Annotated in this window: 30 protein-coding genes; 14 read left to right on the top strand and 16 right to left on the bottom strand. The window is 68.6% G+C overall.

Translation table 11 applies throughout. From position 1 onward, the window contains the following. Positions 1 to 11: 11 nt before the first annotated feature. The 5 genes from C4F17_RS32315 to C4F17_RS32295 all read right to left on the bottom strand — a co-directional run bounded on the left by C4F17_RS32315 (position 12) and on the right by C4F17_RS32295 (position 4,115). Positions 12 to 1,007: a zinc-dependent alcohol dehydrogenase family protein gene (locus C4F17_RS32315; protein ID WP_106938428.1), complete on the bottom strand. Its 996-nt coding sequence runs from the start codon at positions 1,005 to 1,007 to the stop codon at positions 12 to 14. 5 nt (positions 1,008 to 1,012) lie between these two features. Next, positions 1,013 to 2,044 (bottom strand): alcohol dehydrogenase AdhP, encoded by a 1,032-nt coding sequence (adhP, locus tag C4F17_RS32310; protein WP_106938427.1) that lies wholly within the window; start codon positions 2,042 to 2,044, stop codon positions 1,013 to 1,015. A gap of 60 nt (positions 2,045 to 2,104) precedes the next feature. Then, positions 2,105 to 2,824 (bottom strand): acetoacetyl-CoA reductase, encoded by a 720-nt coding sequence (gene phbB / locus C4F17_RS32305; RefSeq protein WP_106938426.1) that lies wholly within the window; start codon positions 2,822 to 2,824, stop codon positions 2,105 to 2,107. Positions 2,825 to 2,826: 2 nt separating this feature from the next. Further along, a complete protein-coding gene (locus C4F17_RS32300; RefSeq protein WP_106938425.1) occupies positions 2,827 to 3,480 on the bottom strand; it encodes a BON domain-containing protein in 654 nt (217 codons plus the stop codon). Between the two features lie 137 nt (positions 3,481 to 3,617). Beyond that, a complete protein-coding gene (locus C4F17_RS32295; protein ID WP_106938424.1) occupies positions 3,618 to 4,115 on the bottom strand; it encodes an ornithine carbamoyltransferase in 498 nt (165 codons plus the stop codon). Between the two features lie 235 nt (positions 4,116 to 4,350). Between C4F17_RS32295 and C4F17_RS32290 the strand changes: the two genes are divergently transcribed. Then, the gene (locus C4F17_RS32290) at positions 4,351 to 5,145 is read left to right on the top strand and encodes a Crp/Fnr family transcriptional regulator (RefSeq protein ID WP_234383085.1); all 795 of its coding nucleotides are present in this window, start codon (positions 4,351 to 4,353) and stop codon (positions 5,143 to 5,145) included. A 19-nt stretch (positions 5,146 to 5,164) separates the two neighbouring features. Here C4F17_RS32290 and C4F17_RS32285 read toward each other — a convergent pair whose 3' ends face one another. The 3 genes from C4F17_RS32285 to C4F17_RS32275 form a co-directional block, all read right to left on the bottom strand. Further along, positions 5,165 to 7,285 carry a PAS domain S-box protein gene (locus C4F17_RS32285; protein WP_106938423.1) on the bottom strand — a complete coding sequence of 707 codons (2,121 nt, stop codon included), beginning with the start codon at positions 7,283 to 7,285 and terminating at the stop codon, positions 5,165 to 5,167. Continuing rightward, the gene (locus C4F17_RS32280) at positions 7,278 to 8,009 is read right to left on the bottom strand and encodes a winged helix-turn-helix domain-containing protein (RefSeq protein ID WP_106938422.1); all 732 of its coding nucleotides are present in this window, start codon (positions 8,007 to 8,009) and stop codon (positions 7,278 to 7,280) included. The genes C4F17_RS32285 and C4F17_RS32280 overlap by 8 nt, the downstream gene beginning before the upstream one ends. Positions 8,010 to 8,110: 101 nt before the next feature. Then, a complete protein-coding gene (locus C4F17_RS32275; protein ID WP_159053807.1) occupies positions 8,111 to 9,112 on the bottom strand; it encodes a helix-turn-helix transcriptional regulator in 1,002 nt (333 codons plus the stop codon). 137 nt (positions 9,113 to 9,249) lie between these two features. Between C4F17_RS32275 and C4F17_RS32270 the strand changes: the two genes are divergently transcribed. After that, positions 9,250 to 11,229: a YadA family autotransporter adhesin gene (locus tag C4F17_RS32270; protein ID WP_106938420.1), complete on the top strand. Its 1,980-nt coding sequence runs from the start codon at positions 9,250 to 9,252 to the stop codon at positions 11,227 to 11,229. A gap of 21 nt (positions 11,230 to 11,250) precedes the next feature. Here the strand turns inward: C4F17_RS32270 and C4F17_RS32265 are convergent, their stop codons facing one another. After that, entirely contained in the window at positions 11,251 to 13,620 is a 2,370-nt protein-coding gene (locus tag C4F17_RS32265) for a phosphoketolase family protein (protein WP_106938419.1), read from the bottom strand. Positions 13,621 to 13,771: 151 nt separating this feature from the next. On the opposite strand from C4F17_RS32265, the gene C4F17_RS32260 reads away from it, so the two are divergent. Next, positions 13,772 to 14,182, top strand: coding sequence for a hypothetical protein (locus C4F17_RS32260; RefSeq protein WP_106938418.1), 411 nt, complete (start codon positions 13,772 to 13,774; stop codon positions 14,180 to 14,182). Further along, positions 14,179 to 15,018 (top strand): universal stress protein, encoded by an 840-nt coding sequence (locus tag C4F17_RS32255; RefSeq protein WP_106938417.1) that lies wholly within the window; start codon positions 14,179 to 14,181, stop codon positions 15,016 to 15,018. The genes C4F17_RS32260 and C4F17_RS32255 overlap by 4 nt, the downstream gene beginning before the upstream one ends. 12 nt (positions 15,019 to 15,030) lie before the next feature. On the opposite strand, the gene C4F17_RS32250 is transcribed toward C4F17_RS32255, so the two are convergent. The 4 genes from C4F17_RS32250 to C4F17_RS32235 form a co-directional block, all read right to left on the bottom strand. Beyond that, complete coding sequence (locus C4F17_RS32250) at positions 15,031 to 15,678, bottom strand: response regulator (protein ID WP_234383083.1); 648 nt, start codon at positions 15,676 to 15,678, stop codon at positions 15,031 to 15,033. Between the two features lie 217 nt (positions 15,679 to 15,895). Next, complete coding sequence (locus C4F17_RS32245) at positions 15,896 to 16,147, bottom strand: BON domain-containing protein (RefSeq protein ID WP_081267811.1); 252 nt, start codon at positions 16,145 to 16,147, stop codon at positions 15,896 to 15,898. Between the two features lie 33 nt (positions 16,148 to 16,180). Further along, positions 16,181 to 16,798, bottom strand: a complete 618-nt coding sequence (locus tag C4F17_RS32240; RefSeq protein ID WP_106938416.1) for a hypothetical protein — start codon at positions 16,796 to 16,798, stop codon at positions 16,181 to 16,183. 48 nt (positions 16,799 to 16,846) lie between these two features. Further along, the gene (locus C4F17_RS32235; RefSeq protein ID WP_106938415.1) at positions 16,847 to 17,305 is read right to left on the bottom strand and encodes a universal stress protein; all 459 of its coding nucleotides are present in this window, start codon (positions 17,303 to 17,305) and stop codon (positions 16,847 to 16,849) included. A 221-nt stretch (positions 17,306 to 17,526) separates the two neighbouring features. Here C4F17_RS32235 and C4F17_RS32230 point away from each other — a divergent pair, with 221 nt between their 5' ends. Further along, positions 17,527 to 18,021 (top strand): universal stress protein, encoded by a 495-nt coding sequence (locus tag C4F17_RS32230; RefSeq protein ID WP_106938414.1) that lies wholly within the window; start codon positions 17,527 to 17,529, stop codon positions 18,019 to 18,021. A 29-nt stretch (positions 18,022 to 18,050) separates the two neighbouring features. On the opposite strand, the gene C4F17_RS32225 is transcribed toward C4F17_RS32230, so the two are convergent. From C4F17_RS32225 to C4F17_RS32215, 3 genes are read right to left on the bottom strand one after another with little or no spacing between them, the layout of a single operon-like run. After that, positions 18,051 to 18,488 (bottom strand): YeeE/YedE family protein, encoded by a 438-nt coding sequence (locus C4F17_RS32225; RefSeq protein WP_106938413.1) that lies wholly within the window; start codon positions 18,486 to 18,488, stop codon positions 18,051 to 18,053. A gap of 10 nt (positions 18,489 to 18,498) precedes the next feature. Further along, a complete protein-coding gene (locus tag C4F17_RS32220) occupies positions 18,499 to 18,933 on the bottom strand; it encodes a YeeE/YedE family protein (protein WP_106938544.1) in 435 nt (144 codons plus the stop codon). Further along, complete coding sequence (locus tag C4F17_RS32215) at positions 18,933 to 19,259, bottom strand: ArsR/SmtB family transcription factor (RefSeq protein ID WP_106938412.1); 327 nt, start codon at positions 19,257 to 19,259, stop codon at positions 18,933 to 18,935. The genes C4F17_RS32220 and C4F17_RS32215 overlap by 1 nt, the downstream gene beginning before the upstream one ends. Before the next feature lie 86 nt (positions 19,260 to 19,345). Here C4F17_RS32215 and C4F17_RS32210 point away from each other — a divergent pair, with 86 nt between their 5' ends. From C4F17_RS32210 to C4F17_RS32170, 9 genes are all read left to right on the top strand, one after another. Beyond that, on the top strand, positions 19,346 to 20,221 hold the full coding sequence (locus C4F17_RS32210; RefSeq protein WP_106938411.1) for an MBL fold metallo-hydrolase: 876 nt from the start codon (positions 19,346 to 19,348) through the stop codon (positions 20,219 to 20,221). A gap of 63 nt (positions 20,222 to 20,284) precedes the next feature. Continuing rightward, entirely contained in the window at positions 20,285 to 21,469 is a 1,185-nt protein-coding gene (locus C4F17_RS32205) for a DesA family fatty acid desaturase (protein WP_106938410.1), read from the top strand. A gap of 95 nt (positions 21,470 to 21,564) precedes the next feature. Further along, positions 21,565 to 21,882: an RT0821/Lpp0805 family surface protein gene (locus C4F17_RS32200; RefSeq protein ID WP_234383081.1), complete on the top strand. Its 318-nt coding sequence runs from the start codon at positions 21,565 to 21,567 to the stop codon at positions 21,880 to 21,882. 23 nt (positions 21,883 to 21,905) lie between these two features. Further along, positions 21,906 to 22,862: a hypothetical protein gene (locus C4F17_RS32195; RefSeq protein WP_106938408.1), complete on the top strand. Its 957-nt coding sequence runs from the start codon at positions 21,906 to 21,908 to the stop codon at positions 22,860 to 22,862. A 125-nt stretch (positions 22,863 to 22,987) separates the two neighbouring features. Further along, positions 22,988 to 23,254, top strand: coding sequence for a hypothetical protein (locus C4F17_RS32190; protein ID WP_159053806.1), 267 nt, complete (start codon positions 22,988 to 22,990; stop codon positions 23,252 to 23,254). A 58-nt stretch (positions 23,255 to 23,312) separates the two neighbouring features. Beyond that, on the top strand, positions 23,313 to 24,350 hold the full coding sequence (locus tag C4F17_RS32185) for a zinc-dependent alcohol dehydrogenase family protein (protein WP_106938406.1): 1,038 nt from the start codon (positions 23,313 to 23,315) through the stop codon (positions 24,348 to 24,350). Between the two features lie 58 nt (positions 24,351 to 24,408). Then, complete coding sequence (locus tag C4F17_RS32180) at positions 24,409 to 24,789, top strand: hypothetical protein (RefSeq protein WP_106938405.1); 381 nt, start codon at positions 24,409 to 24,411, stop codon at positions 24,787 to 24,789. Positions 24,790 to 24,991: 202 nt separating this feature from the next. Continuing rightward, entirely contained in the window at positions 24,992 to 25,447 is a 456-nt protein-coding gene (locus C4F17_RS32175) for a hypothetical protein (protein ID WP_234383080.1), read from the top strand. A 79-nt stretch (positions 25,448 to 25,526) separates the two neighbouring features. Next, entirely contained in the window at positions 25,527 to 26,315 is a 789-nt protein-coding gene (locus tag C4F17_RS32170; protein ID WP_106938404.1) for a hypothetical protein, read from the top strand. The last annotated feature ends 8 nt before the right edge of the window (positions 26,316 to 26,323 follow it).

Here is a 26,323-nt window from a genome sequence, read left to right as displayed (position 1 = left end):
GCCGTGCCGGCTCACGGCACCAGCACCGCCGCGCCCTCGATCCGCCCCGCGCGCAGATCGGCCAGGGCCTCGTTGGCCTGGGTGAGCGCATAGGTCTTCACGTGCACGCGCAGCGGGTGGGACTGGGCGAAATCCAGGAACTCGCGTGCATCGGCTCGCGTGAGGTTCGCCACGGAGACCACGCTGCGCTCTTCCCAGAGCAAGCGGTAGGCGAAGGACGGGATGTCGCTCATGTGGATGCCGCCGCAGACGACCCGGCCGCCCTTGCGCACGGCGCGCAATGCGGCCGGCACGAGCTCGCCGGCAGGCGCGAACAGGATGGCCGCATCCAGCGGTTCGGGCGGGCGCTGGTCCGAACCGCTAGCCCATGCCGCACCCAGGCTGCGCGCAAAGGCCTGGGTGGCATGGTCGCCGGGCCGCGAGAAGGCGTACACCTCGCGCCCCTGGGCGACGGCCACCTGCGTCATGAGATGCGCGGCGGCGCCGAATCCGTAGAGGCCCAGCCGGCGCGCATGCGCGACCTCGCCCGCGGCCTTGAGGCTGCGCCAGCCGATCAGGCCCGCGCAAAGCAGGGGAGCGATGCGCGCTGCGTCGGTTTCAGGCAGCTTCAGCGGCAGGCAGAACGCCGCCTCCGCGATCACGTGGCTCGCGAAGCCGCCGTCGCGGTGGTAGCCGGTGAAGCGCGGCGCATCGCACAGGTTCTCGTGCGCGTCCAGGCAGAAGGCGCAGCAGCCGCAGCTGTGGCCCAGCCAGGGCACACCCACCCGCTCGCCGATGGCAAAGCCCTCGACGCCCGCTCCGAGCGCATCCACCACCCCGACGATTTCATGCCCCGGCACGATCGGCAGCACGGGCAGCGGCAATTCGCCGTCGACGATGTGCAGGTCGGTACGGCAGACCGCGCAGGCCAGCACGCGCAGGCGCAATTCGCCGGGACCGGGCTGCGGAGTCGCGCGGCACTCCAGTTCGAGGGGAAGCCACGCCGCGCCGAGCACCATTGCACGCATGATATTCAGATCTCGTCGGTGAGGCTCAGGACCACGCGGCCCTCGATGCGACCCTGGCGCATGCGTTCGAGCACGCCGTTGATGTTCTCGAGGCGGTCGGTGCTGAAGATGGCGTGCACCTTGCCTTCGCCGGCAAAGTCGAGCGCCTCCTGCAGGTCCTTGCGCGTGCCCACGATGGAGCCGCGCACCGTCTTGGCATTGAGCACCACGTCGAAGATCGGCAGCGCGAAATCGCCCGGCGGAAGCCCCACCAGCGCCATGGTGCCGCGCTTGTGCAGCATGCCCAGCGCCTGCGCGAACGCGCTGCGCGAGACGGCTGTCACCAGTGCACCGTGCACGCCATGCATGGCGCGCTGCATTTCCTGCGCCGGGTCGTGCGTCGCGGCGTTGACGACCAGGTCGGCGCCGAGCGCCCTGGCCATGTCGAGCTTGGCCTCGTCGATGTCGACGCCCACCACGTGGAAGCCCATCGCCTTGGCGTACTGCACCGCCAGGTGGCCCAGACCACCGAGGCCCGAGATCGCGATCCAGTCGCCCGGCTTGCAGTCGAGCACTTTCAGGCCCTTGTAGACCGTGACGCCCGCGCAGAGTACCGGTGCGATTTCGCTGAAACCCACCTTGGCGGGCAGGTAACCCACGTAGCCCGCGTCGGCCTGCACGTACTCGGCATAGGCGCCGTCCACGGAGTAGCCGGTCATCTGTTGGTGGTCGCACAGCGTCTCCCAGCCGGTGAGGCAGAACTCGCAGTGGCCGCAGGCCGTATGAAGCCACGGCACGCCCACGCGGTCGCCTTCCTTGACATGCTTCACGCCGGCGCCCACCGCCGCCACGTGGCCCACGCCCTCGTGCCCGGGAATGAAGGGCAGGGGCGGTTTCACGGGCCAGTCGCCATCGGCGGCATGGAGATCGGTGTGGCACACACCGGAGGAAGCGACCTTCACCAGCACCTGTCCAGGCGGCACGCCGGGTATCGGCACCTCCTCGATCTGCAGGGGTTGTCCGAACGCGCGGACCACGGCGGCTTTCATCATGGGCATGGCGGACCTTTCTGGCACGGGAACGAAGGAAGCCCGGCACGCGCCAAACAGGCGGGCGCCTCAGGCCATGTATTTGCCGCCGTTGATGGACAGCGTGGCACCGTTGATGAACCCGGACTCGTCGGCGACCAGGAACACCACCGCGCGCGCGATCTCTGCGGGTGTGGCCAGGCGGCCCGCGGGAATGGCCGCGAGAATGCGCGCCATCACCTCGGGGGCGACCGCCCCCACCATGGCTGTGTCCGTGTAGCCCGGCGCCACCAGGTTGACCGTGATGCCGCGCGCGGCGCCTTCGAGCGCGAGCGACTTCGTGAAGCCGATCAGGCCCGCCTTCGTCGCCGCGTAGTTGGTCTGGCCGATCTGCCCGGACTGGCCGTTGACCGAACCCATGTTCACGATCCGGCCGAAGCCGCGCTCGCGCATGCCGCCGATGACGGCGCGACTCATGTTGAAGCAGCCGCCCAGGTTGACGTCGATCACCTCGCGCCAATGCTCGGCACTCATCTTGTGCAGCATGCCGTCGCGCGTGATGCCGGCGTTGTTGACCAATACCTCCACCGGCCCGAGGGCCGCCTCGACACGCGCGACGCCGGCCTGGCACGCGGCGAGGTCCGCCACGTTCCAGTCGAAGACCGGAATGCCGGTGCGCGCCTGAAAGGCCTGCGCCGCCTCGGTGCGGCTTGCAAAGCTCGCCGCCACGCGGTAGCCCGAGGCCTGGAGGGCCTGCGCCGTGGCCGCCCCGATCCCCGAGGTCCCGCCGGTGACGAGCGCGACGCGCATGCTCAGGCGTCCACGAGCAGGTCGTTCACCACGACCGAGACGCCGGGCGTGGCCCACGCGGCGCCTTGCACCGCGTCGCGCTCGGCCCAGGAATGCACGACGCCGCGCAGCGTGACCTGCGAACCGTCGACGCTGATGGAGAGCCGGCGGGCCTCGCGGTCGGCCTGGCGGGAAAGCGCGTCGTGGATCTTCTTTTCCACGTCGGCGGGGCTCAGCTTCGGCTTGACCTTCACGAGATTGGACACGCCGGTCACGCCCATGAGGTCGCGCACCGCGCCTTCGGCGGCGCTGCGCTGGTAGCCCCACTCGACTTCGCCCTGAAGCGTGAGCCAGCCCTTTTCGACCATGGGGCGGATCTTGCCGTCCGGCACCAGCACGTTCCATTCGAGCGCGCGCTCGGCCGCCATGGCGATGTCGGCGTCGGTGCGCTCATTGCCGAACGGCAGCTTCACCGTCATCTCGACGGCCACCGCCTTCACGCCGTGCACGCGCTGCACGGCGCGCTCCGCGGCGTACTTCTCCGCGTGGCTGGAGAGGTGGCCGGTGAGGGTCACCACGCCGTCCTTGACGATCACGCCGATGTCGGAGGCCTTGAAAGCCGGGTCCCAGCTCAGTTCGGCCTGGACATCGTCGCGCAATTGGGTATCGGTCTTCATGGGAATTCCTTGCGATCAGTGGTTGGAAAGTCGGCGCGTCGCGCTGTCATCGAAACGGCCGTGCAATCCACTGTAGGAAGCAGCCCGCCCGGGTGCATTGCGCTGGATCAAGGCCGGCGCGGAATGCGCCAGGCGGCTCAGCCGATGTGCTCCAGCAGCAGGGCCTGCACCATGAAGCGCCGGTTGTCGGCCAGGGAGGTCCCGTCGCCGAGCAGTTCGGCAAGCCGGACGGCCGGATGGTCTTCCATGGCGGCGCCGTCGAACACCGGAATGCCCGCGTGCTCGCCGATCTGCCGCACCAGGGCAGGGTCCATGTCCTGGCACTCCACGGCCTCGTAGAGGCGCCCGAGCATGCGGGCGGTGTGCCGTACCTCCTGCGGCGGTGTGTCGAGCGACAGGCTCGAGCGCATCGTGGCGACGCGCGCTCCCAACCGCTCCGCGGCTTCGCAGAACAGCGCCTGCGCCGCATCGCAGGTAGTTTCGTACAGCAGCCCCAGGTTCTTGCCGCGCAGCAGCCTGGGCGTGGTTCCGTCCGATGCGGTGCGTTGGAGCATGCGCGCCCGGCTCAGCAGGCTCGCCACGTCCAGTGGAGAGAGCTGGGGCTCGGGCTCGCGGAGTCGGTTCGAAAGGCGCATGGAAATGATCGGTATGTCACGTGCGAGGCTAGTCAGGCTGCTTGCGCGGACCTTGACGCAGGTCAAGTCGCACTGCGACGCCGCGTGACTTGCTGCACGGGGCGGGCCGCTGATACACGCCGGACACATTCGGTTCACCGAGCGTTACGCACCGATTCCGACCGTTGTCTCTGTATTGCCGTCGGCTTCCTAGCATCCCTCCATCGACACGCGAAAGACAACCCAGGAGTTCCAGATGCTCACGATTGCCACCACCGAGAAGACAGCAACGGCCATGACCGGCCTGATGGCCACCGGCACCGCCGCATTCGCAAAGAAGAGCCCGCGTGCTTGCGAGCGAACGGGCCAGCAGACGTCCGACACCCTCAGGCTGCTGGACGAGCAACTGAAGCCGCAGCGCCGTGTCGTGCATACGGGCGATGTGATCTACCAGGCCGGCGAGCGCTTCGGCAATCTCTACATCCTGAACTCGGGTTTCTTCAAGATCGTGAACCTCACGGCGGACGGCCGCGAACAGGTGGTCGGCCTGAAGTTCCGCGGCGACTGGCTCGGCTTCGACGGCATCGCCGATGGCAGCTATTCCTGCGACGCGGTGGCGATGGACACGGGCGAGATCTGGATGGTTTCCTACGAAGCACTGATGCGCGCCTGCGTCTCGCATCCTGCCTTGCTGCAGGTGCTGCACACAGCGATGAGCCGCGAGATCGCCCACGACCGCGATTCGCTGATGTCGGTCTGCACACTGCCGGCCGATGCGCGCGTGGCCGACTTCCTGCGTTATTGGGCCGAATCGCTGGCTGAGCGCGGCATGCGCACCGACCAGATCACCTTGCGCATGACCCGCGCCGAGATCGGCAACTACCTGGGCATGACGCTGGAAACCGTGAGCCGGGCACTGTCGCGGCTGGCGCGCGACAACGTCATCGGCTTTGCCGAGAAGGGCCGCCGCGACGTGCAGATTCCCGACGTGGGGGCGCTGTCGGCCTTCGTACAGCGCTGCCTGGCGCCGGCACCCGCGATGCTGCAATGAACGGGCGCAGCCGCCGCGCTCAGGCGCGGCCGGCCATCACCCTGCAAATCGCCCGCGCGAGTTCGGAGCGCGTGTAGGGCTTGCGCAGCAACTCCCAATCCTGCGGGACCTCACGGTCCGCATCCAGCAACTCGGACGAAAAGCCCGACATCAGCAGCACCGCCATCTGTGGAAAGCGCTGTCGTGCCTCGGCGCCCAGCCGCGTGCCGCGCATGCCCGGGCCGAGCGCGATGTCGCTCAGGAGCAGGTCGAAGGCGACGCCGCCGGCGTCCATCGCCATGAGTGCCTGCTCGCCCGTGGCGGCCGTGGTGATTTCGCAGCCCAGCGTTGTCAGGAAGGTGTGCACCACGTTGCGGACCTCGGCGTCGTCCTCCACCAGCATCACGCGCAGGCCTGGCGGGATGGTCTCGTCGGGGCGCTCCTCATCCTCGACGCCGGGCGGGTCGGCCGCTTCGAGCAGCGGCAGATACAGCCTCACCGTCGTGCCCTGGCCCGGCTTGCTGTCGATGACGATTCCTCCCCTGGACTGCTTGACGAAGCCATAGACCGTGCTCAGGCCCAGGCCCGTGCCGCGTCCGGCCTCCTTGGTGGTGAAGAAGGGCTCGAAGGCGCGCTCCTTCACTTCTTCGTCCATGCCGGTGCCGTTGTCGGCGACGGATATCGCCACGAAGCGGCCGTGGGCAGGGTTTTGCAAGTCGCTGTGAGGGCTGTGCAGGACGGCCGGGAGCGCATCGCACATCTCGGTACGGAACCGGAGGATGCCGCCTTCAGGCATGGCGTCGCGCGCATTGATCGCAATGTTCAGCAGCGCCGACTCCAGTTGTCCGGGGTCCGCAAGCACCGGCGGGCAGCCGGGGGCGGTATCGATCTCGATCCCGATGCGCTGATCGAGCGTGCGGCGCAGCATGTCGGCCAGCGAATGCAGCAACGCATGGGTGTCCACCGCCATCGGCTGCAGCACCTGCCGCCTGGAAAACGCCAGCAGCTTGCCCGTGAGTTCGGCGCCGCGCCGCGAGGCGCGCGTGGCGGCGTTCACCAATTGCTGCGCGTAAGCGTCCTGCGCCAGCGCGGGCAGTTCCCCCAGCACCTGCAGGTTGCCCTGGATCACGGTCAGCAGATTGTTGAAGTCGTGCGCGATGCCGCCGGTGAGCTGGCCGACGCTTTCGAGCCGCTGCGCATGGTTGAGTGCCTCCTCGGTCTGCACGCGCTGCAGGCTGGTGGCGAGCAGGCTGGACAGCGACTCCAGGAAGCGCAGCTCCTCGTCGCCGAAGCGCTTGGCCTCCTTCGAGCGCACCGACAGCATGCCAATCACTCGTCCCCGATCGGACAACGGCACCGCCAGCGCGCTGGTCAGGCTGGCGTCGAGGTACGCCTGGGGCACCGCGAAGCGCTGCTCGGTGCGGTAGTCGGGTACCACGACGGGCCGGCCCTGTGAGAGCACGAAGCCAGGGGGCGTGTCGGGCCGGTTGGCCAGCCGCATCCCGACCTCCTCGCCGGCGATCAGGCCGACGCCGCTGGCCACGCGGAATTCAAGACGGTTGTTGTCGAGCAGCCAGACCACCGCCACTTCGACCTGCAGCGCCGTGGTGATGATCTCCGGCACATGCTTGAGCACCACCTGCAAGTCGCGCGTGTCGACGGCAAGGCGCCCCAACTGGGCGAGATGCTCGCTGTATCGGGCGCGCTGCAGTGCCTGCTTCACGCGGGGATAGGCGCCGATGTCGCGGATGGCCGCCACCACGAAAGGCAGCCCGTGGTCCTGCAGCGGACTCAGCGCGATCTCGACCATGACCTCGCTGCCGTCCTTGCGCTTGGCCACCAGCTCCATGTGCGTGCCCATGGGACGCGGCCGCGGTGCGCGGCCATACGCCTCACGGTAGGACGCATGTCGCGGACGGATGCTGTCGGGCACCAGCACGTCCACGTTCAGCCCGACCAGTTCGTCGACGGTGTAGCCCATCAGCGCGGCGGCCGAGGGGTTGGCCAGCATGATGTGGCCCGACTGGTCCACCAGCAGCAGCGAATCCGGATAGGCGATGAAGAGCGAGCGGAACACGCTGCCTTCCTCGATGCCCGACGGCAGACCCGGGATGGGCAGCCGGCCGGGCCGCAGAGGCGGCGTGTTTCCGGAATCAGTCATTGGAAACGGGCGGTACCAGGATGTAGCCCGCGCCGCGCACCGACTTGATGAGCTGCGGGTCGTCCACATCGGCCTCGATCTTCTTGCGCAGCCGGCCGACCTGCACGTCGATCGTGCGGTCGAAGGGAGCGGCCTCGCGGCCGCGTGTCTGCTCGAGCAGGAAATCGCGCGACAGCACGCGGCCGGGGTGCCGGGCGAAGGCGCAAAGGAGATCGAACTCGCCGCCCGTGAGCGGCACCTCTTCGCCCTGCGGGCTGTGCAGGCTGCGCGCGGCGGTGTCCAGCCGCCAGCCGGCGAAGCGCAACCGGTCGGGGGAGGCGGTGGCGGCCGCGGCCGGCGCGGCGGGCGCATCCGGCGTCAGGCGCCGCAGCACCGCCTTGACCCGCGCGACCAGTTCGCGCAGGTCGAAGGGCTTGGTGACGTAGTCGTCCGCCCCGACTTCCAGGCCCACGATCTTGTCCACGGCGTCGCCGCGGCCTGTGACGATGACGAGGCCGCAGCTCCAGTTTTCGCGGATGCGGCGGGCAATGGAGAAGCCGTCTTCGCCGGGCAGGCCCAGGTCGAGCAGCACGAGGTCCGCCGGGTCCGTGCCCATGAGCGTCGTCAGCGAGCGGCCGTCGTGGACCTGGGTGACCCGGAAGCCGTGGCCTTGAAGGTAGTTGGCCAGCAGCAGCGTGATGTCGACTTCATCGTCGAGCACCGCGATGTGTGAGGCTTGTTTCATGCGATGGCAGCAGGGAAATGGAATGCGGATGCAGTGGGCATCCTGTATCGCCGGGAGCGTAGCACGCAAGCCGCGCCGCGGCATCCCCCGGGATGGGTACCTCAGACGGCCAGCCAGGCCCGCAGCGCCGCGCGGCTGCCGACGCCCGCGCGGTCGTAGGCGTTGCGCAGGTGCACCCGCACCGTGGCAGGCGACAGGCCGAGCCGCAGGGCCACATCCTTGCTGGAATGGCCCGCGCAATACAGCCGCGCGATCTCGGCCTGCCGCGGCGTGAGGGTGGCGACGCCATCGCGCGAGGGGCGACGGCGCAAGGCCACGCGCAGGCCGCTGTCGTCGCGGCCGACCTCGATCGACCAGCCGGCGGCCTCCAGCCGCCGCAGCGCCCCGCGCCTGCCCGACAGCCAGGCATCGGGCAGGCGCGGCGAGGTCGCGCCTGCCAATTCCGCGAGCGCAGGCCAGGCTGCGCAGAAGGCGCGGTTGGCGAACAGCACCCAGCCCTGCGAGTCGGTGAGGGCCAGCGGCTGCGCCTCCTCGTCCAGGCCCTGGCGGGCATGCGCGTACAGCCGGTTGACCAGCATGGCCTCGCGGATCTGCGGTGTGAGTGCGGTCAGCGCGCGCGCATCGCGCTCGGTGTGCGCCGGTGAACCCGGGCCACGGTTGAGGTAGAGGTGCACGAAGGTGTCGCTGCCCTCGAAGGGAATCGCCACGCCCATCTGGTGGACGATGCCGTGGCGCGACAGGAATTCGCGCCATGCCGGCGGCGTCTGCTTCCAGCGCGGGTCGTCGTCGTTGGCGAATGCGGCCTGCTCGGGCTGCGCGCGCATGGCGAAGGTGATGAAGTCCAGCTCCGCACCGTTGATGCGGTTCCATTGCTCGCTCATCGCGGCCAGGTCGTAGCCGATGCCCACCGACGAGACGAAGCTGCGCGGATGCCAGGTGTTGATGGCGCCGTGGTCGGCACGGAATTCATCCAGCAGGCAGCGCAGCAGCTCATGCTGGAAGCGTTCGCTGCCGGTGGTGCGGGCCAGCCGCAGCAGCGGCAGCGGCTCGGCGCCGGAAGAGGTCAGGGCGGCTGGATCGGAGGGTGACGTCCGTGGAGGCATGGCGCGCGGGCTGTGCACAAGGGCCGGGCAGGCGGGGGCGCCGCAGGCTACCACAAAGCGTGGTAGGGGCCAGGCGCTTCGCGCACGCAGCATCGCCGTGTTGGCCCACGGAGCCGCTTCAGCGAGGAGAAACCATCATGCAACGTCATCCATCACCGCGCCTGCTGACTGCGGCCTCGGCGCTATGCGCACTGCACCTTTGCACGCCGCACGCGCAGGCGCAGGTGCTCAATCCCAACGTGTGCCCGGGCGGCACGCTCTACAGCAGCCGCGACGAAGGCGCCTACTCCGGCTTCAGCACGGCCCGCGACGTGGTGCAAGCCGACTGCCAGAGCAACATCGCCGGCGGCGCCGAGTCGCAGGCCGGCATCGACCTGACGTCGGGCAACACGGCGATCGGGCGATCGGCCACGGCCAGCGGCGGCTCGGCTTCGGCCTACGGGCTCCGTGCCCAGGCGGCGGCCAACGGCGCCACTGCGATAGGCCTCTCCAGCAAAGCCAGCGCGAATTCGGCCACTGCGATCGGCTCCTTCACCGAGGCCAGTGCCGGCTCGGCCCTGGCGGTGGGCAACGTCGCCAAGGCCAGCGGGGAGTCATCGGTCGCCCTGGGCTACCGCAGCGCGGCGTCGACCGTGGAGGCGGTGTCGATCGGCGCGGACAGCGCGGCCAGCGCGGAGAGGGCGGTCGCGGTGGGCAACGACAGCCAGGCGAGCGGCGTTCGCGCCAGCGCCTTGGGCGTCAACAGCAAGGCCCGCGACGAACGCAGCGTGGCCGTCGGCGCCGACAGCGATGCCAGCGGCTACGGCAGCGCGGTGCTGGGTTCGGCGGCGCGCGCGTCCGGCTACGGCGCCCTGGCGCTGGGCTATGCCAGTTTCGCCAATGCCGACGGCGCGCTGGCGATGGGCCGCAGTGCATTGGCCAGCGGCCTGGGTTCCATGGCCCTGGGGGCGCTCAGCGAGGCGCGGGGGCAGAACTCGGTGGCCATCGGCGCCCAGAGCAGCGACGGCGGCCGCAGCGACGTGGTGTCGTTCGGCAGCCCGGGCAGCGGGCGCACGCTGACCAACGTCGCGGGCGTCGAGGCCAGCGGCCAGGTCAGCGCCGGCTCGCTGTCCGTCAGCGGGGGCGCGGTGGTGAGCGGGCGGCTGGTCACCCAGGGCGGCATCGACAACCGCGGCGCGGGCATCGCCAATGCAGGGCGCATCGGCGGCGTCACCGCGGGCGATGTCAGCGCCACATCCACCGATGCCGTCAACGGCGCTCAGCTCCATGGCGTGCGCACCACTGCCGAACAGGCCCTGACCCTCGCGACCACGCAGGGCTCGCAGGTGATCGACATGACGCAGCAGCTGCAGGCGCACACCACGCAGATCCAGGCGCAGTCGGTGCAGCTGCAGGCAGTGGTGAACGGCCAGCTGGGCGTGTGCACCGTGGACGGTGGCGCGCTGCGCTGTTCGGTGGCCGGGCAGGCCGCTGCCACCGCCACCGGGATGGGCGCCGTCGCGGTGGGCATCGGTGCCTCGGCGCAGGGCGACGGGGCGCAAGCGATCGGGCGCAATGCGCAGGCGCTCCATGCGGGTTCGCTGGCCATCGGCGACGGCGCGCGGGCGCTGGCCGACCCGACCGTCGCCGTCGGCTCGGGTTCGCTGGCCAACGGGGTCAACGCGGTGGCGCTGGGCGCGAACGCGCAGGCACTGGCGCCCGAGTCGGTGGCGCTCGGCCAGGGCTCGGTGGCCGACCGGCCCTCCACAGTAAGCGTGGGCAGCGCGGGCGCGCCGCGCCAGGTCGCCAACGTGGCCCCGGGCACCCTGCCCACGGACGCCGTCAACCTCTCGCAGCTGGAACGCTCGAGCGCACAGCTCGGCGCCCAGGTGCAGTCCGTGCGCGAGTTCGCGGCGCGCGGCATCGCGCAGGCCATGGCCATGCCCTCGGTGCCGATGCTGCAGGCCGGCCGCCGGTGGGTGGGTGCGGCGGCCGCGAACTACGCGGGCCAGAGCGCGGTCGGTGTGGGCTTCGCGTACCAGTTCGACGAGCACTGGCAGATCGGCGGCGGCCTGTCCGTCGCCACCGGCTCCGGCGCGCAGGTCGGGGGACGGGTGCAAGCCGGCTATCAGTGGTAGCAGTGGCGGGCCGGGCGCCGGCTAGCCCTTCCAGCGCCACGTCTCGATCTCGGGCATGTCGCGGCCATGGCGGGTGATGTAGGCCCGGTGCTCCAGAAGCCTGTCGCGCAGGTGCTGCTGCACATGACCCGTGCTGTCGCAAAGCCTGGGCGTGCGCGAGATGGCATCGGCCGCCAGGTGGAACCGGTCCAGCCGGTTGAGCACCGTCATGTCGAAGGGCGTGGTGGTGGTGCCTTCCTCGCAATAGCCGTGAACGTGGAAGCCGGGGTGGTTGCGCCGCTTGTAGATCAGCCGGTGGACCAGCGCAGGGTAGCCGTGGAACGCGAAGATCACGGGCCTGTCGGTGGTGAAGATGGCGTCGAACTCCTCGTCCGCGATGCCGTGGGGATGCGCCGAGGGCGACTGCAGCGCCATCAGGTCGACCACGTTCACCACCCGCACCTTCAACTGCGGCACTTCGTCGCGCAGCAGGTCGACGGCCGCCATCGTCTCCAGCGTGGGCACGTCGCCGGCGCAGGCCATCACCACGTCGGGCGTGCCACCTTCGTCGTTGCTCGCCCAGTCCCAGATGCCGAGGCCCGCGGCGCAGTGGCGCGTCGCGGCGTCGATGTCCAGCCACTGCGGCGAAGGCTGCTTGCCGGCCACGATCACATTCACGTAGTCGCGGCTGCGCAGGCAGTGGTCGGTCACCGAGAGCAGGGTGTTGGCGTCCGGCGGCAGGTACACGCGCACGACCTCGGCCTTCTTGCTGACCACGTGGTCCAGGAAGCCCGGGTCCTGGTGGCTGAAGCCGTTGTGGTCCTGCCGCCAGACGTGGCTGGTCAGCAGGTAGTTCAGCGAGGCGATGGGCCGGCGCCAGCCGATGCCGCGCGACACCTTCAGCCACTTGGCATGCTGGTTGAACATCGAGTCGATGATGTGGATGAAGGCCTCGTAGCAGGAGAAGAAGCCGTGCCGGCCGGTTAGCAGGTAGCCTTCGAGCCAGCCTTGGCAGAGATGTTCGCTCAGCACCTCCATCACGCGGCCGTCGGGCGAGAGATGGTCGTCTGCCGGAAGAATCTGCGCGCTGGTGGTGCGCTGCGTCACCTCGAACAGCGCGCCGAGCCGGTTCGATGCGGTTTCGTCCGGCCCCATGACCCGGAAGTTGCCCGCATCCGCGTTCAGCCGCATCACCTCGCGCAGGAACTCGCCGGCCACGCGCGTGGCCTCGGCGTCGGTGGCGCCGGGTGCATCGAGCGCCACGGCATGCGCGCGGTAAGGCGGCATCGCCAGATCCTTCAGCAGCAGGCCGCCGTTGGCGTGCGGGTTGGCGCTCATGCGGCGGGCGCCCCGCGGCGCGAGTGCGGCGATCTCCGCACGCAGGGTACCGGCCGCGTCGAACAGTTCCTCGGGGCGGTAGCTGCGCAGCCAGTCCTCCAGCAGGCCGATGTGCTCGGGCTTGCCGCGGAAATCGGCCAGCGGCACCTGGTGCGCGCGGAAAGTGCCTTCGATCTGCAGGCCGTCGACCCGGCGCGGTCCGCTCCACCCCTTGGGCGAGCGCAGCACGATCATCGGCCAGCGCGGCCGCTCGCGGAAGCCGCTCTCGCGCGCCTGCGCCTGGATCGACCGGATCCGGTCAAGCGCGCTGTCGAGCACCTGCGCCATCAGCGGATGCATCAGCGCTGGATCGTCGCCCACTACGAAGTACGGCTCGTGTCCGTAGCCGCGCAGCAGCTGGACCAGCTCCTCGTCGCCGATGCGCGCAAGCACCGTGGGGCCGGCGATCTTGTAGCCGTTGAGGTGCAGGATCGGCAGCACCGCGCCGTCGCGCGCTGGGTTCAGGAACTTGTTGGAGTGCCAGCTCGCCGCGAGCGCGCCGGTCTCGGCCTCGCCGTCGCCGATCACGCAGCAGGCCAGCAGCGAGGGGTTGTCGAAGACCGCGCCATAGGCGTGAAGCAGCGAATAGCCCAGCTCCCCGCCTTCGTGGATCGAACCGGGTGTTTCCGGCGAGACATGGCTCGGAATGCCGCCCGGAAAGGAGAACTGGGTGAACAGCCGGCGCAGGCCGATGGCGTCCTGCCCGATGGCCGGATACACCTCGCTGTAGGTGCCCTCGAGGTAGGTGTTGGCGACCACGCCCGGTCCGCCATGGCCCGGGCCCGCGATGAAGATCGCGTCGAGATCCCGGGCATTGATGGCGCGGTTCATGTGCGCGTAGATGAAGTTCAGGCCAGGGGTGGTGCCCCAGTGCCCCAGCAGGCGCGGCTTGATGTGCGAGAGCGTGAGCTTCTCGCGCAGCAGCGGGTTGTCCATGAGGTAGATCTGGCCGGCCGAGAGGTAGTTGGCGGCGCGCCACCAGGCATCGAGCAGCCGGAATTCGCTCGGGACCGCCGGTGTGGATGAGGAGACCATGTCGGGCCGCTTTCTTGATGGAAGAGCGCCACAGTATGCGGAGCCGGCCGTGCATCGGCTTGCGCTCGGTCAATGTTGATCCCGCGCAAGCCCGGCGCGTCGCCGCGGCTTCAGCATTCGTTCCTGCAGGCCTTGGCCGAGAGGACACACCATGAGCACCGAGATCACATTTCCGCTTGCACTGTGCAAGGCGCAGTGGAGCATCTGGCTGCATGCGCTCGAAATGCTGGAGACCATCGGTTCCAGCGCGCTGCAGCGTGGCATCGAGGAGACCCGCGCCGGGACGGATGCGGTCATGCGCGCCGAGGACTGGCAAGCGCTGGCCCTGGCGCCGCTGCACGCGTTCTGGCCCGATGCCGCCGTCGGAACACGGCAGGAACGGGTCTTGAGCGCAGCGCCAAAAAGCAAGGGCGCTCAGGCGCACGCGGCAGATGCCCCGGCCTCCCGTAACGACGTGGTGCACGACGCGCTGTGCACCCTTCACACGGCGCTGGCTGCTGGATCGGCGCCGCGCCGATCCAGGCCCAAGGCCCCGGTGGCCATGGCGCGAGAAAAGGCATGACGCTCCCGACCATCGCCGTTCACCTGGACCACACCGAGCGTTGCGAGGTCCGCACCCTTCTGGCGGCACGGCTCGCCAGGCGGCATTCCAGCCATCTCGTGGGCATCGTCACCACCGGCATCGAGGGCATCCCGGCACCCATGCCGGCGCACGCCGAGCTGGAGGTCTGCATCGCCGGCGCGTCGCTTCACCTGCGCAGGAGGGCCGAAACCGTCGCGCATGTGTTCCGCTGCCGCATCGCGGAGCCGACACTGGCGTCCTTCGACACCCGGCTGGTCGATGGCGAGCCTGTGGGCGCCGTGATCGGCCTTGGCCGCGCCAGCGACCTCGTCGTCGTGGGCCAGGCCGACGGATGCGCAGTTGTCGATGACGCGGTGCGTCAGCTCCCCGAAGAGGTGATGCTGCAGGCGGGACGGCCCGTGCTCATCGTTCCGCGCGCCGGCCGCTTCGACGGTGCGCTGGACAGGGTCCTGGTGGCCTGGGACGGAAGCAGGGAGGCCGCGATCTCCGTGCACCATGCACTGCCGCTGCTGCGCAAGGCAGCCAAGGTCACCCTGATTTCGTTTCTTCGGGAAGGCGACGCCAGTGCCGAGCGCGCGCTGTGCCCCGGCGAGATGAACAACTGGCTGCTGCGGCACGGCATCCAGGCAGACATCGAGCAGGTCGAGACCTCCTGGCATTTCTCCGATGCCCTGCTGGACAGCGCCGCCGCGCTGGAAAGCGACCTGCTCGTGATGGGCGGCTACGGTCACGCCCGGATGCGCGAGCGCATGCTGGGCGGCGTGACACGCGACCTGCTGGCGCGTGCCACGGTGCCTGTCCTGATCGCCCACTGAGGCGAACGGGCCCTAGATCAAGCCGCGGCTGACGGCGGCGGTCACCGCATGCGCGCGCGTGCGCACCTGCAGCTTGTGGCAGATGCTCTTCACATGCGCGCATACGGTTTGCGCGCTGATCGAAAGCTCCGTCGCGATGTCGCGCGTGAGGCGGCCCTTGGCGACGAGCAGCAGCACTTCGCGCTCGCGCATCGACAGGGCCTTTGGAGGCGTGCTGCCGGCCTGGCTCATCTCATCGGGCATGGATCGCCGCAGCCGCATGAGAAAGTGCCGCACCACGTTCGGCGATACGGCCGCGCCGCCATTGACGACCAGCAGCACCGCTTGCGTGAAGTTCTGGAACCACGAGTTCTTGAGCAGATAGCCCGAGGCGCCCGCCGCGAACGCACGGCGCACATGGGCCTCGTCCTCCAGCGCCGAGTGCACGATGATCTCCGCCGCGCTGCAATGGCGCTTGGCGCTCTCGATCAGGTCGAAACCCTTGCCTCCCCCCAGGCGCACGTCGAGGATGAGCACGTCGAACTCGAGCTGCGCCAACAGCCGCTTGCATTCCAGCATGCTGCCCGCCTCACCGACGACACACACGCGCGGATCCATCACCAGTTCGTGAGCGATCGCGCGCCGCGCGCCGGCGTCCTCGTCGACCAGCAACACCCGCACCGGCTTTTCTGCCTGGCCGGCCAGAAAACTCGGCCATGGGCTTGGCGATGGCCTGTTGCCTGCGTTGGCGGAAGCCTTCTCGAGCCTTGAAAGCCATGGCGGGGATCCGCGCGTCAGCGGTGATGTGCCGGACTGGAACGCATCCAAGATCAACCTCCCTCTGTCTTGCTGCGGATTTCATTCTTCGGGCGTGCCTTCGGACGCGCCTTGACCCGCGTCAAGCGGTGCGTTGAGTCAGCGTGTGCAGGCCAGCGGAGTCACGCACGATGAGCCTGTTTTGCAGCGTGGTCAGGCCCTCGGTGCGGCGCGCGGCACGTTCGGCGGCCTGCCGCTGGGCTTCGTCTGCGACCTCGCCGCGCAAGGTCACGACGCCGTTCTCCACGCACACGTCGACGTCGCATGCGTTGACGGCAGGGTCCCAGTTGAGCTGGGCGAAGACGTCGTGCCTGAGTTGAATGTCCGGGTTCATGGCGATCCTTTCGGAAAAAGCAGGCGAACGAGATCAGGTCTTGTCGGCACCCGCGGGGCGGGTGGCACGCTTCATGGCTTCGAGCGTGCGGGCAGAGGCGTCCGCAGCGGCCTTGGCGGCGGCGCGGGTGGCTTCCTCGGCCTTGTCGAGCGCCTCGCGCGTCGCACGCGCGGCCTTCTCGGCCTCTTCCTTGCTCGCCTGCGCGGAGCGTGCGACCGACTCCTCGGCCCTGGCAAGCGCTTCACTGGTCGCGGCGGCGGCCTTGCGGCCTTCTTCCTGGGCGGCGCGCGCGGCGTCCTTGCTTTCATCGAGCGCGCGGGCGCTCGCGGCGGCGGTCTTTTCCTCCACCCGGGTGGCGGCCTGCGCGGCCTTTTGCGCGGCGCGGCGGATGCCCTCGGCCACGGCACGCGACACCTTGCCCGCACCGACCTTGCCTTTCTCCGCCGCGTCCCTGGCGGCGTCGGCGGCCTTGCGGGCCGCCCGTTCCGCATCCTGTGCGGCCCTGTGGGCGGCATCACGGGTCTTTTTCTGCATCGCGCTTTCGGGCGGAGTCAGTTGGGCGGGGGCCGTGTAGTCGGCTGCGAAAGCCGTGGCGCTGAGCGCGATGGCGATCGGCGCCAGCAAGGTGCGAAGCGGGTGGGTGCTTGTCATGGGGGTCTCGCTTGAATGAAGGTTGGAGGGGAGCGGTCCGGGGAATGCTCAATCGGCCGCTTCCATGCGCACCAGCAGCACCGGCACGGCACTGCCCCTGACGACGCGCTCCGCGTCGCTGCCCAGCGCCAGCCGGCCCAGGCCACGGCGGCCATGGGTGCCCATCACGATCAGGTCGCAGGCGGTCTTGGCGGCCTCGTCGATCACGGCATCGGCCACGCGGCCCTGCGTGATCTCGCGCAGCACGGTCTGCGCCTGCACATCGGCCGCCGTGGCCTCCGACAAGGCTTTCGTCAGCACCGATTCGCCGTACTGGCGCATCTGCTGCATGCCGGCCTCGAAGCTGGAGATCGTCGACAGCTCCACGAGCATCGGGAAGTCGTCGATGACATGCAGCAGGCGCAGCTTGCTCCCGAGCGCGGAAGCCAGGCGGATGGCCTCCCGCAGGCCGCGGTCGGCCGTGGGGCTTCCGTCCACCGGGACCAGGATGTGCGCGTACAGGGACATGGCGTTTTCTCCTTGGGGCCGCGTGGAACACTTGCCTGCCGCCGGCCCTGGCGCGACGGGCAGGTGCATTCTTCGGCCGCGCGGGCAAAGCGGGCTTGCGCCACGTCAACATCGCTCGAACTCACCGGCGGCTTGATGCGCGTCAAGCGGGCGCGAAAGGGTGCGCGACACAGTGGATGCACACCGATTCGATCCGATCGGAGCCACGACTGGAGCCCGCCATGTATTCACGCATTCTTGTTCCCCTGGACGGCAGTCCGACCTCGCTGGCAGGGCTGGACGAGGCCATCCGCCTGGCCCGGATCGAGGAATCGACGCTTCGGCTGCTGCACGTCGTGGACGAACTGAAGTACGCCTGGAGCTTTGACAGCCTCGCGGGCTGCGGCAGCGATCTGATCCCGCTGATGCAGGAGGCCGGCGAGCAGATCCTGCAGCAAGGCCGTGAGCAAGCGCAGGCTGCCGCGGTCCGCTGCGAGACAGTGCTTGTCACCGCGCTGGGCGGGCGCGTCTGCGACATCGTCATCGAGCAGGCAAAGGCCTGGAACGCCGGATTGATCGTGCTCGGCTCGCACGGGCGCGGCGGCGTCGGGCGCGCGCTGTTGGGCAGCGACGCCGAACAGATCCTGCGCAGCGCCCCGGCACCCGTGCTGCTGGTGCATGCGCCGCGCGCGGGAGCCGTCGCACCGGCGGCCTCCCGCGTCGCGGCCAAGGCCTGAGCCGTCGCAAGCCGCTGGGGCAGCCCGATTCAGGTGCTGTGCGATCCTGTCTGCTGCACCCGACGCTCGAGCAGTTCGAAGATGCCCATGCCGGCCAGCATCGCGGCCACGAAGACCAGGGCCTTGGGCTCGCCCATTCCGAGGGCGACAAGCCCGGGCCCGGGGCAGAAGCCGGCGACGCCCCAGCCCACGCCGAAGAGCAGGCTCCCCAGGACAAGGCGGCGATCGATGCGCCGCGCGGAGGGCAGGCGCATCTGCGCGCCCAGGATCGACAGCGTGCGGCGCCTGGCCGCCAGGAAGCCGACCATGGCGACGGCGATGGCACCGGCCATCACGAAGGCCAGCGAGGGATCCCATGCGCCGGCCAGGTCGAGGAAGCCCAGCACCTTGGCCGGATTGGCCATCCCGGAGACGATCAGCCCGAGGCCGAAGACCAGCCCGGCGAGCAACGAAGCGAGAGCGATCATGGCAATCCCCTCAGACGCCGAACAGATGGCGCACCACGAACACCGTCGCAAAGCCGGCGCCCATGAACGCCGCCGTGGCCACGAGCGAGCGAGGCGACAGGCGGGACAGCCCGCAGACCCCGTGGCCGCTGGTGCAGCCCGCCCCGTAGCGGGTGCCCACGCCCACCAGCAGTCCGGCCAGGATCAAAGCGCCGTAGTCCGCATCGATGCGAACACTCGGCAGCGCCGCGAAAAGCAGATGGACGCACGGCGCGCCGACCAGTCCGAGCAAGAAGGCGACACGCCAGGCGACGTCGCCACGGGACGGCCTGAGCAGGCCGCCAAGCACGCCGCTGATACCGGCGATGCGCCCGTTCAGAAGCACGAACATCGCCGCGGCGAGGCCGATGAGAGCGCCCCCGGCAAGCGCGGCGAGCGGCGTGAAATGGGCCCAGTCGATGGACATCATTCCTCCTTGGGACAGTAGAGGCGGTAGAGAACCGCAAGGATTTCCAGCATCGCCGGGTCGGCCACGCTGTAGAAGATGTTCTTGCCCTCGCGACGTGTGTCGACCACGCCTTCGTTGCGCAGCACGCCCAGCTGCTGCGACAGCGTGGGCTGGTGGATGCCCAGCTTCTGCTCCAGGTCGCTCACGCACATCTCGCCCTGGGACAGCTGGCACAGCAGCAGCAGGCGGTCTTCGTTGGCCAGGAGCTTGAGCGCTGCGACCGCACGGCCGGCGGCACCGCGCAGCGCTTCGGGATCGATGGTCATGGGGGAGGAAGAATTCATGGCTTTCCGATTTCGCTTTCTGCCGATATATTATATTTAAATATATATTGTTTTCGACCCCACCGGACATCCATGGATGGAGCGCCATGACAACCCGCACGACGACCCAAGGTTTCTTCGATCCCGCGACATGGACGATTTCCTATGTCGTGTGGGAACACGCAACGAGGCACGCCGCCGTCATCGACCCGGTGCTGGACTACGACTTCAAGTCCGGTCACACGCGCACGGTGTCGGCCGACAGGCTGCTCGCCCACGTCAGGGACCATGGCCTGCAGGTCGACTGGATCCTGGAGACCCATGCACACGCCGATCACCTGTCCGGCGCCCGCCACGTCCAGGCGCAGGTGGGAGGACGAATCGCCATCGGCGAGAACATCCGTGTCGTCCAGTCGACCTTCAAGAAGCTCTTCAACTTCGAGCAGGGGTTCTTGCCGGACGGCAGCCAGTTCGATCACCTGTTCAAGGACGGCGAGGTCTTCAGCATCGGCGAGGTCGAGATCACCGCGCTGGCGGTGCCGGGCCACACGCCGGCCGACATGGCGTATCTGGTGGACGGTGCCGTCTTCGTCGGCGACACGCTTTTCATGCCCGATGTCGGCAGCGCCCGCGCCGACTTTCCCGGCGGTGACGCCCGGCAGCTCCACGCGTCGATGCGCAGGCTGCTGGACCTGCCGCCCGACACCGTCATGTACGTCTGCCACGACTACCCGCCCGCGTCGCGGCAGGCCTGCTGGCAGACCACGGTGGCGCAGCAGCGCGCGCACAACATCCACGTGCGCGACGGCATCGATGTCGACGAGTTCGTGGCGATGCGCAAGGCCCGCGATGCGACTCTGGAGGTGCCGACGCTCATTCTTCCGTCGATCCAGGTGAATGTGCGCGGCGGGCGCTTTCCTCCCGCCGACGACAACGGCGTCTCCTACCTTCGCATCCCATTGAATGCACTCCCGCTGCCTTGACCTGCGTCAAGGTCCCGGCCGGGCGCGGTCCGCAGAATGCTGCGCACTGTCCATGAGGTACGAATGCAATCCTTGCTCTATTCCGGCGTGTTTGATCTTCCCTGGTGGGGTGCGGTGCTGGTCGCGCTGGCGCTCACCCACGTCACCATCGCGTCGGTCACCATCTTCCTGCACCGCCACCAGGCGCATCGCGCGCTCGAGCTGCACCCCGTGGCCAGCCACTTCTTCCGCTTCTGGCTGTGGCTGACCACCGGCATGCTGACCAAGGAATGGGCCGCGGTGCACCGCAAGCACCACGCCAAGTGCGAGACCCCCGACGACCCGCACAGTCCGCAGGTGTACGGCCTCAACCGGGTGCTGTGGGGCGGTGTATTCCTCTATGTGCGCGAGGCGGCGCATGCCGAAACGCTGGAGCGCTATGGGCACGGCACGCCCGACGACTGGATCGAACGGCGCCTCTATTCGAGATACAAGATCCTCGGCATCGTGCTGATGGGTATAGTGGACATGGCGCTGTTCGGCGCGGTGCCGGGCGCCCTCATTCTGCTCACGCAGATCGCGTGGATCCCTTTCTGGGCGGCCGGCGTGGTCAACGGCATCGGCCACTACTGGGGCTACCGCAACTGGCCGGCGACGGACGCCAGCACCAACATCTCGCCGATCGGCATCCTGATCGGCGGGGAGGAACTGCACAACAACCACCATGCCTTTCCTTCCTCGGCCAAGCTGTCGAGCAAGTGGTTCGAGTTCGACATCGGCTGGCTCTACATCCGCGTGCTGCAGGCCCTGGGCCTGGCGAAGGTGAAACATGTGGCGCCGAGCCCGCGCCTCGTGGCGCCCAAGGCCGACATCGACCTTGCCACCGTGCAGGCCGTCATTCGCTGCCACTACGACGTGCTGTCGAACTACACGCGCTCGCTGAAGAAGGCCTGCGTCGCCGAACTCGAGCGCCTGCGCCGCATGTCGCCGGAGGCCGCGCGCGCCCTGAAGACGGTCAAGCCGCTGCTCGGCAAGGACCAGGGGGTGCTGGGCCCGTCACGGCAACAGCAGGTGATGCAGGCGTTGAGCGCATCGCAGGTGCTGGCTACGATGTATGCGATGCGCGGGGAGTTGACCGCCTTGTGGAGCCGATCCACAGCCACCGGCGAACAGCTCGCAAGGCAACTGCAGGACTGGTGCCAGCGCGCTGAGGCGAGCGGCATCGCCCCCCTGGCGGACTTCTCCCGACGCCTGCGCTCCTATGCCTGAACGAAGCTGAATCCCGGGACGTGCGAATGAAGCCTGTGCCGTTGCTCTGCGCCCTGTGCACCGCGATGGCATTGGCCGGCTGTGGCAGCCAGTCCATGCGTGCGTCCGCGGGCGGCTTGCTGGTCGGCTCGCTGGCCGGCGCGACCCCAGGCAGTGTGGCTGCCAGGGCCATGGACGACAGCGACCGTCGCCGCGCGGCGAGCGCGCTGGAAACCTTGCCCGATCGCCAATCCTCGGCCTGGCGCAACGGCGAGACCGGCGACAGCTTCGTGTTCACGCCCACACGCAGTTTCCAGCAACGCGGCGCGCGATGCCGCGACTTCAGGCTCGAGGTCGTGGTGGGCGGCCGGCCCGACGGTATCGGCGGCAGCGCATGCCGGCAGGACGACGGCACCTGGCGCGTCCCGGGCTGAAGCAGGGCCCGCGAGTCCTAGACATGGTCCGGCGGTTCGATGTCTGCAACGGCGACGCCGACGGCCTGTGTGCCGCCGTTCAATGGCGGCTGCACGAGCCCATGGCCGCCGAACTGGTGACCGGCCTGAAGCGCGACATCGCGCTGCTTGGCCGCGTCCCGGGTCGGGCAGGCGACGAAGTCAACGTGTTCGACATCTCGATGCAGCGCAACCGCGACGATCTGCTGCGCTTGCTCGGCGATGGTGTGCGGGTGCGCTACTTCGACCATCACGCGGCCGGCGAGGTGCCGGTGCATCCGGGCCTCGAAACGCACATTGACGAAGCCAGCGCCGTCTGCACCAGCCTGCTCGTCGATCGCCACTTGGGCGGCGCATATCGTGCCTGGGCCCTGGTCGGCATCTACGGCGACAACCTCGGCGCGGTGGCCGACAGGCTGGCACTCCAGCGTGATTTCGAGCCCGGCGATTGCGCGGCGCTGCGCCGGCTGGGCGAGTTGATCAACTACAACGCCTATGGCGAGGATGAGCGCGACGTTTGCATCGCGCCCCGCCTGCTGTTTCCCATGATGGCACGCCACCCGGACCCGCGCGACATGCTGGCGCGCGAAGCCGTCGTCGACGACATCGAGGCAGTACGCCGCAACGACCTGCGGCAGGCTGCCGGCGCGGTACCGTTCTGGCAGGGGCCCGGGGGCAGCGTGCGCATGCTGCCCGATGCGCCGTGGAGCCGGCGTGTGATCGGCTGCCTCGCCAACACGCTGGCCAACAGCGAGCCCGACCTCGCGCACGCGGTGCTGAAGGCGCAGGGCGACAGCTATGTTGTCAGCGTGCGCGCGCCCCTGTCGCTTCCGCGCGGCGCGCATTCGTTGTGCAGCCGCTTCGGGGGCGCGGGCCGTTCGCGCGCCGCCGGCATCGACCGGCTGCCGCACGCCGATCTGCAGCGCTTCGTCGAGGCATTCGCCAACGCGTCCTGGGCCTAGCCCCGAACTTCCGCTTGATGCAGCGCAACGCACCGGCTTAGCGGCATGCCTACGATGAGTGTCTGGCTCGGGCCGCCGCAGGATCGCTCACTTTCCGGCAGGCACGCTCCATGGAGGCATCCACCATGTTTGAAACACTCTATCGGCTGTCCCTTACAAGGTTTCCGGTCAACGTGGCGGACCAGCGGCAGATCGAGAACCTCAGGAAGCTAGATGCGGCGGGATACGTTCGCGCCTTCATTCCGCCTCCGCACGTCGATTGCGACGACTGCATGCGTCAGGATCCGGCGACCGTTCTCGGCATCACGCCGCAGGGGTGGTCGATCCTCGGACGCGGTTCGAATTCGGAAAACTCGCGCAGGCGAGGTCGCGGTCTGGTCGACGGGCCGTGAACGGCTTTCCTTGCGCTATCTCAAGGAATGCGCGCTCGGATGCACCTAACGTAGGGCCATGAAAGCACTCGTCTACCAAGGCCCCGGCCTCAAGTCGCTCGAAGACCGTCCCAAGCCGCAGATCCAGGCAGCGGGCGACGCCATCGTGCGCATTCTCAAGACGACCATCTGCGGCACCGACCTGCACATCCTCAAGGGTGACGTGGCGACCTGCACGCCGGGCCGCATCCTCGGGCACGAGGGGGTGGGTGTCGTAGAGGCCGTCGGCGACGGCGTGACGGCCTTCCATCCGGGCGATCACGTGCTGATCTCGTGCATCTCGTCGTGCGGCAAGTGCGAGTACTGCCGGCGCGGCATGTATTCGCACTGCGCCACCGGCGGCTGGATCCTGGGCAATACCATCGACGGCACGCAGGCCGAGTACGTGCGCATCCCGCATGCGGACACCAGCCTCTATCCGATACCGCCGGGCGCGGACGAGGAGGCGCTGGTGATGCTCAGCGACATCCTGCCGACCGGCTTCGAGTGCGGCGTGCTCAACGGCAAGGTCGCGCCCGGCAGCACGGTGGCGATCGTGGGGGCGGGCCCGATCGGGCTGGCCACGCTGCTCACCGCCCGGTTCTATTCGCCTTCGCAGCTCATCCTGATCGACCTGGACGACGGCCGTCTCGAGGTCGCGCGCCGCTTCGGCGCGACGCACACGATCAACAGCGCCGACGGCATGGCGGCCAAGGCCGTGCTCGCGCTCACGGGCGGGCGTGGCGTCGACGTGTCGATCGAGGCGGTTGGCATACCGGCCACCTTCGTGCTTTGCCAGGACATCGTGGCGCCCGGCGGCACCATCGCGAATATCGGTGTTCACGGGCATCCGGCGGAACTTCATCTGGAGCGGCTGTGGTCGCAGAACATCGCGATCACCACGCGGCTGGTCGACACGGTGTCGACACCGATGCTGCTGAAGACGGTGCAGTCGCGCAAGGTGGATCCGAAGTTGCTGATCACCCACAGGTTCAGGCTCGACCAGGTCCTGGAGGCCTACGACACCTTCGGTCGCGCGGCCGAAACGCATGCGCTGAAGGTGATCATCGAGGCGTAGGCCCTCGCGGCTGCCGGACGGTCTTTCCCTTCCACTTTTTTTTCCAGCGGGTTCCTCCATGTCGCTTTTCCATGCCGTCGCTTGGGTCGATCACCACTCGGCGCAAATCCTCCAGTTCGACGCTTCTCAGGTCATCGCGCAGCAGGTCAGGGCACATGTCCACTACACGCGCCAGCATGGCAGCAGTGTTCGCAGCGAGCATGAATTCTTCGGCGAGGTATGCGATGCGATGGCGGGGATCACCAAAGTGCTCGTCGCCGGCTCCCACACCGCACAGGCCGATTTCCGCCACTACGTCGAGAAGCATCGCCCCGAGGTGGCGGGTCGCATCGTCGGATGGGAGACGGTGGGGCATCTGGGCAACGGCGAACTCGTGGCCCTGGCGCGGCGCTACTTCTCGGTGCATGCTGGCATGGCAACGCCGATGAAGGCCGGATGAGGCCGGCCGCCAAGGAGGACGTCGCTGCTGGTGGTGCTGGTGGGAGGTAGTAAGAAGACTGATTCTCTTTGGCATCCCGGGCACATTGCGGCGCGCTTCTTTGCGCCGGCGCTCAACCTGCTTACCCTTGGCGCATTCGGGCTTGTGCACACGGACCATCCTGTCCTGGCACAGCCGCCTTCCGACCAGTGTTCGAGACCGCATGAAACTGCAGCCGCATCGGCATCAGCGCCAACGCCCGGAATCCACCGCGTGGTGGCTGCTGTTCGCCATGATGCTGGTTGCCCTGCAGCCTTTCATTGCCATCCATTTCCGCGATGACGGCTGGGAGGACGAGCCCGGCTTTCGCATACGCGCGGTCAGTGCCACCGTCCAGTTCGAGCCCGACGAGCGGCCCGGCCACGTGGCCAGGCCCGAGACCACGGTGTTCGTGCCCTCGGGCGCCAGCATCGACCAGCCCGGTGCATTCCAAGACGGGCTGGCCGGCCTCATGGCCCTGGTCCTGGCCTTGCTGCCGTTGATCGTGCGCCTGCCCGTGCCTCGGCCGCTGTCCTCGCGCGGCCCGAGCGGGCGTCCGCATGCACGTTGCCGAGCGCCTCCGCCCACCGCCATATGGCGCCGCCTTCCGCCCAAGACCGCACCTCCTGCGTCGACCTGAGCAGCGACGTCGCCACGCGATGTCGACCCTGCTGCGCGCGCTCGCGCAGCGATCTTGTTCAGTGTCGAAAGGTTCTATCGTGAATTCATCTTCAAGCCGCGCGCGCGTCCATGCCGCCATCGGCATCCTGCTTCTCGCCGGCGCAATGTCCGTTGCGCCGCCGGCCTCGGCCGCCCCCGAGGAAATCCAGGTCTATCTTGACGACATGAGTGCCCCGGGGCAATTCGGTGTCGATGTCCACAACAACTACGTCTTCTCCGGCGCGTCCACGCCGGGCTACGCTGGCGAACAGCCGCCGCGGCATGTCTATCGCCTCACGCCGGAGTTCTACTACGGCGTCAGCGACACGCTGGAACTCGGGCTCTACGTGCTCTCGAGCCGCGCCCCCAATGCCGATACCAAGGTGGATGGCGCCAAGGTCCGCATCAAATACATCGCACCGCACGACAAGACGCAGGGCATGTTCTGGGGCGCGAACCTGGAGATCGGCAAGACCAGTCTTCGCGTATCTCCCACCGCATGGAACGCCGAGCTCAAGGGCATTCTTGGATACCGCACCGGCCCCTGGACGCTGGCGGTGAATCCGAACATCGACTGGAGCCTGGCGCGGCACGGCGGACCCGTCACGCTCGACCTGGACGCCAGGATCGCCTATGCCCTGGACGACAAGACCCAGATCGGCCTGGAAACCTACAACGAACTCGGTCCGCTCTCGCATCTCGATGCGCTGCGCAAGAACAGCAAGACGCTGTTCGTGGCGCTGGACCACGAATTCGATCGCTTCGACGTGAACGTCGGCATCGGCAAGGGCCTGACCAGCGAGGCCGACCGCTGGCTGCTGAAGTTCATCGTCGGTACGCACTTTTGAAGGCGCTC

This window comes from Variovorax sp. PMC12 (assembly GCF_003019815.1).
Lineage (GTDB): Bacteria > Pseudomonadota > Gammaproteobacteria > Burkholderiales > Burkholderiaceae_C > Variovorax.
Note: the sequence above shows the minus strand (reverse complement) of the source record. Positions and strands in the feature narration are given on the sequence as shown.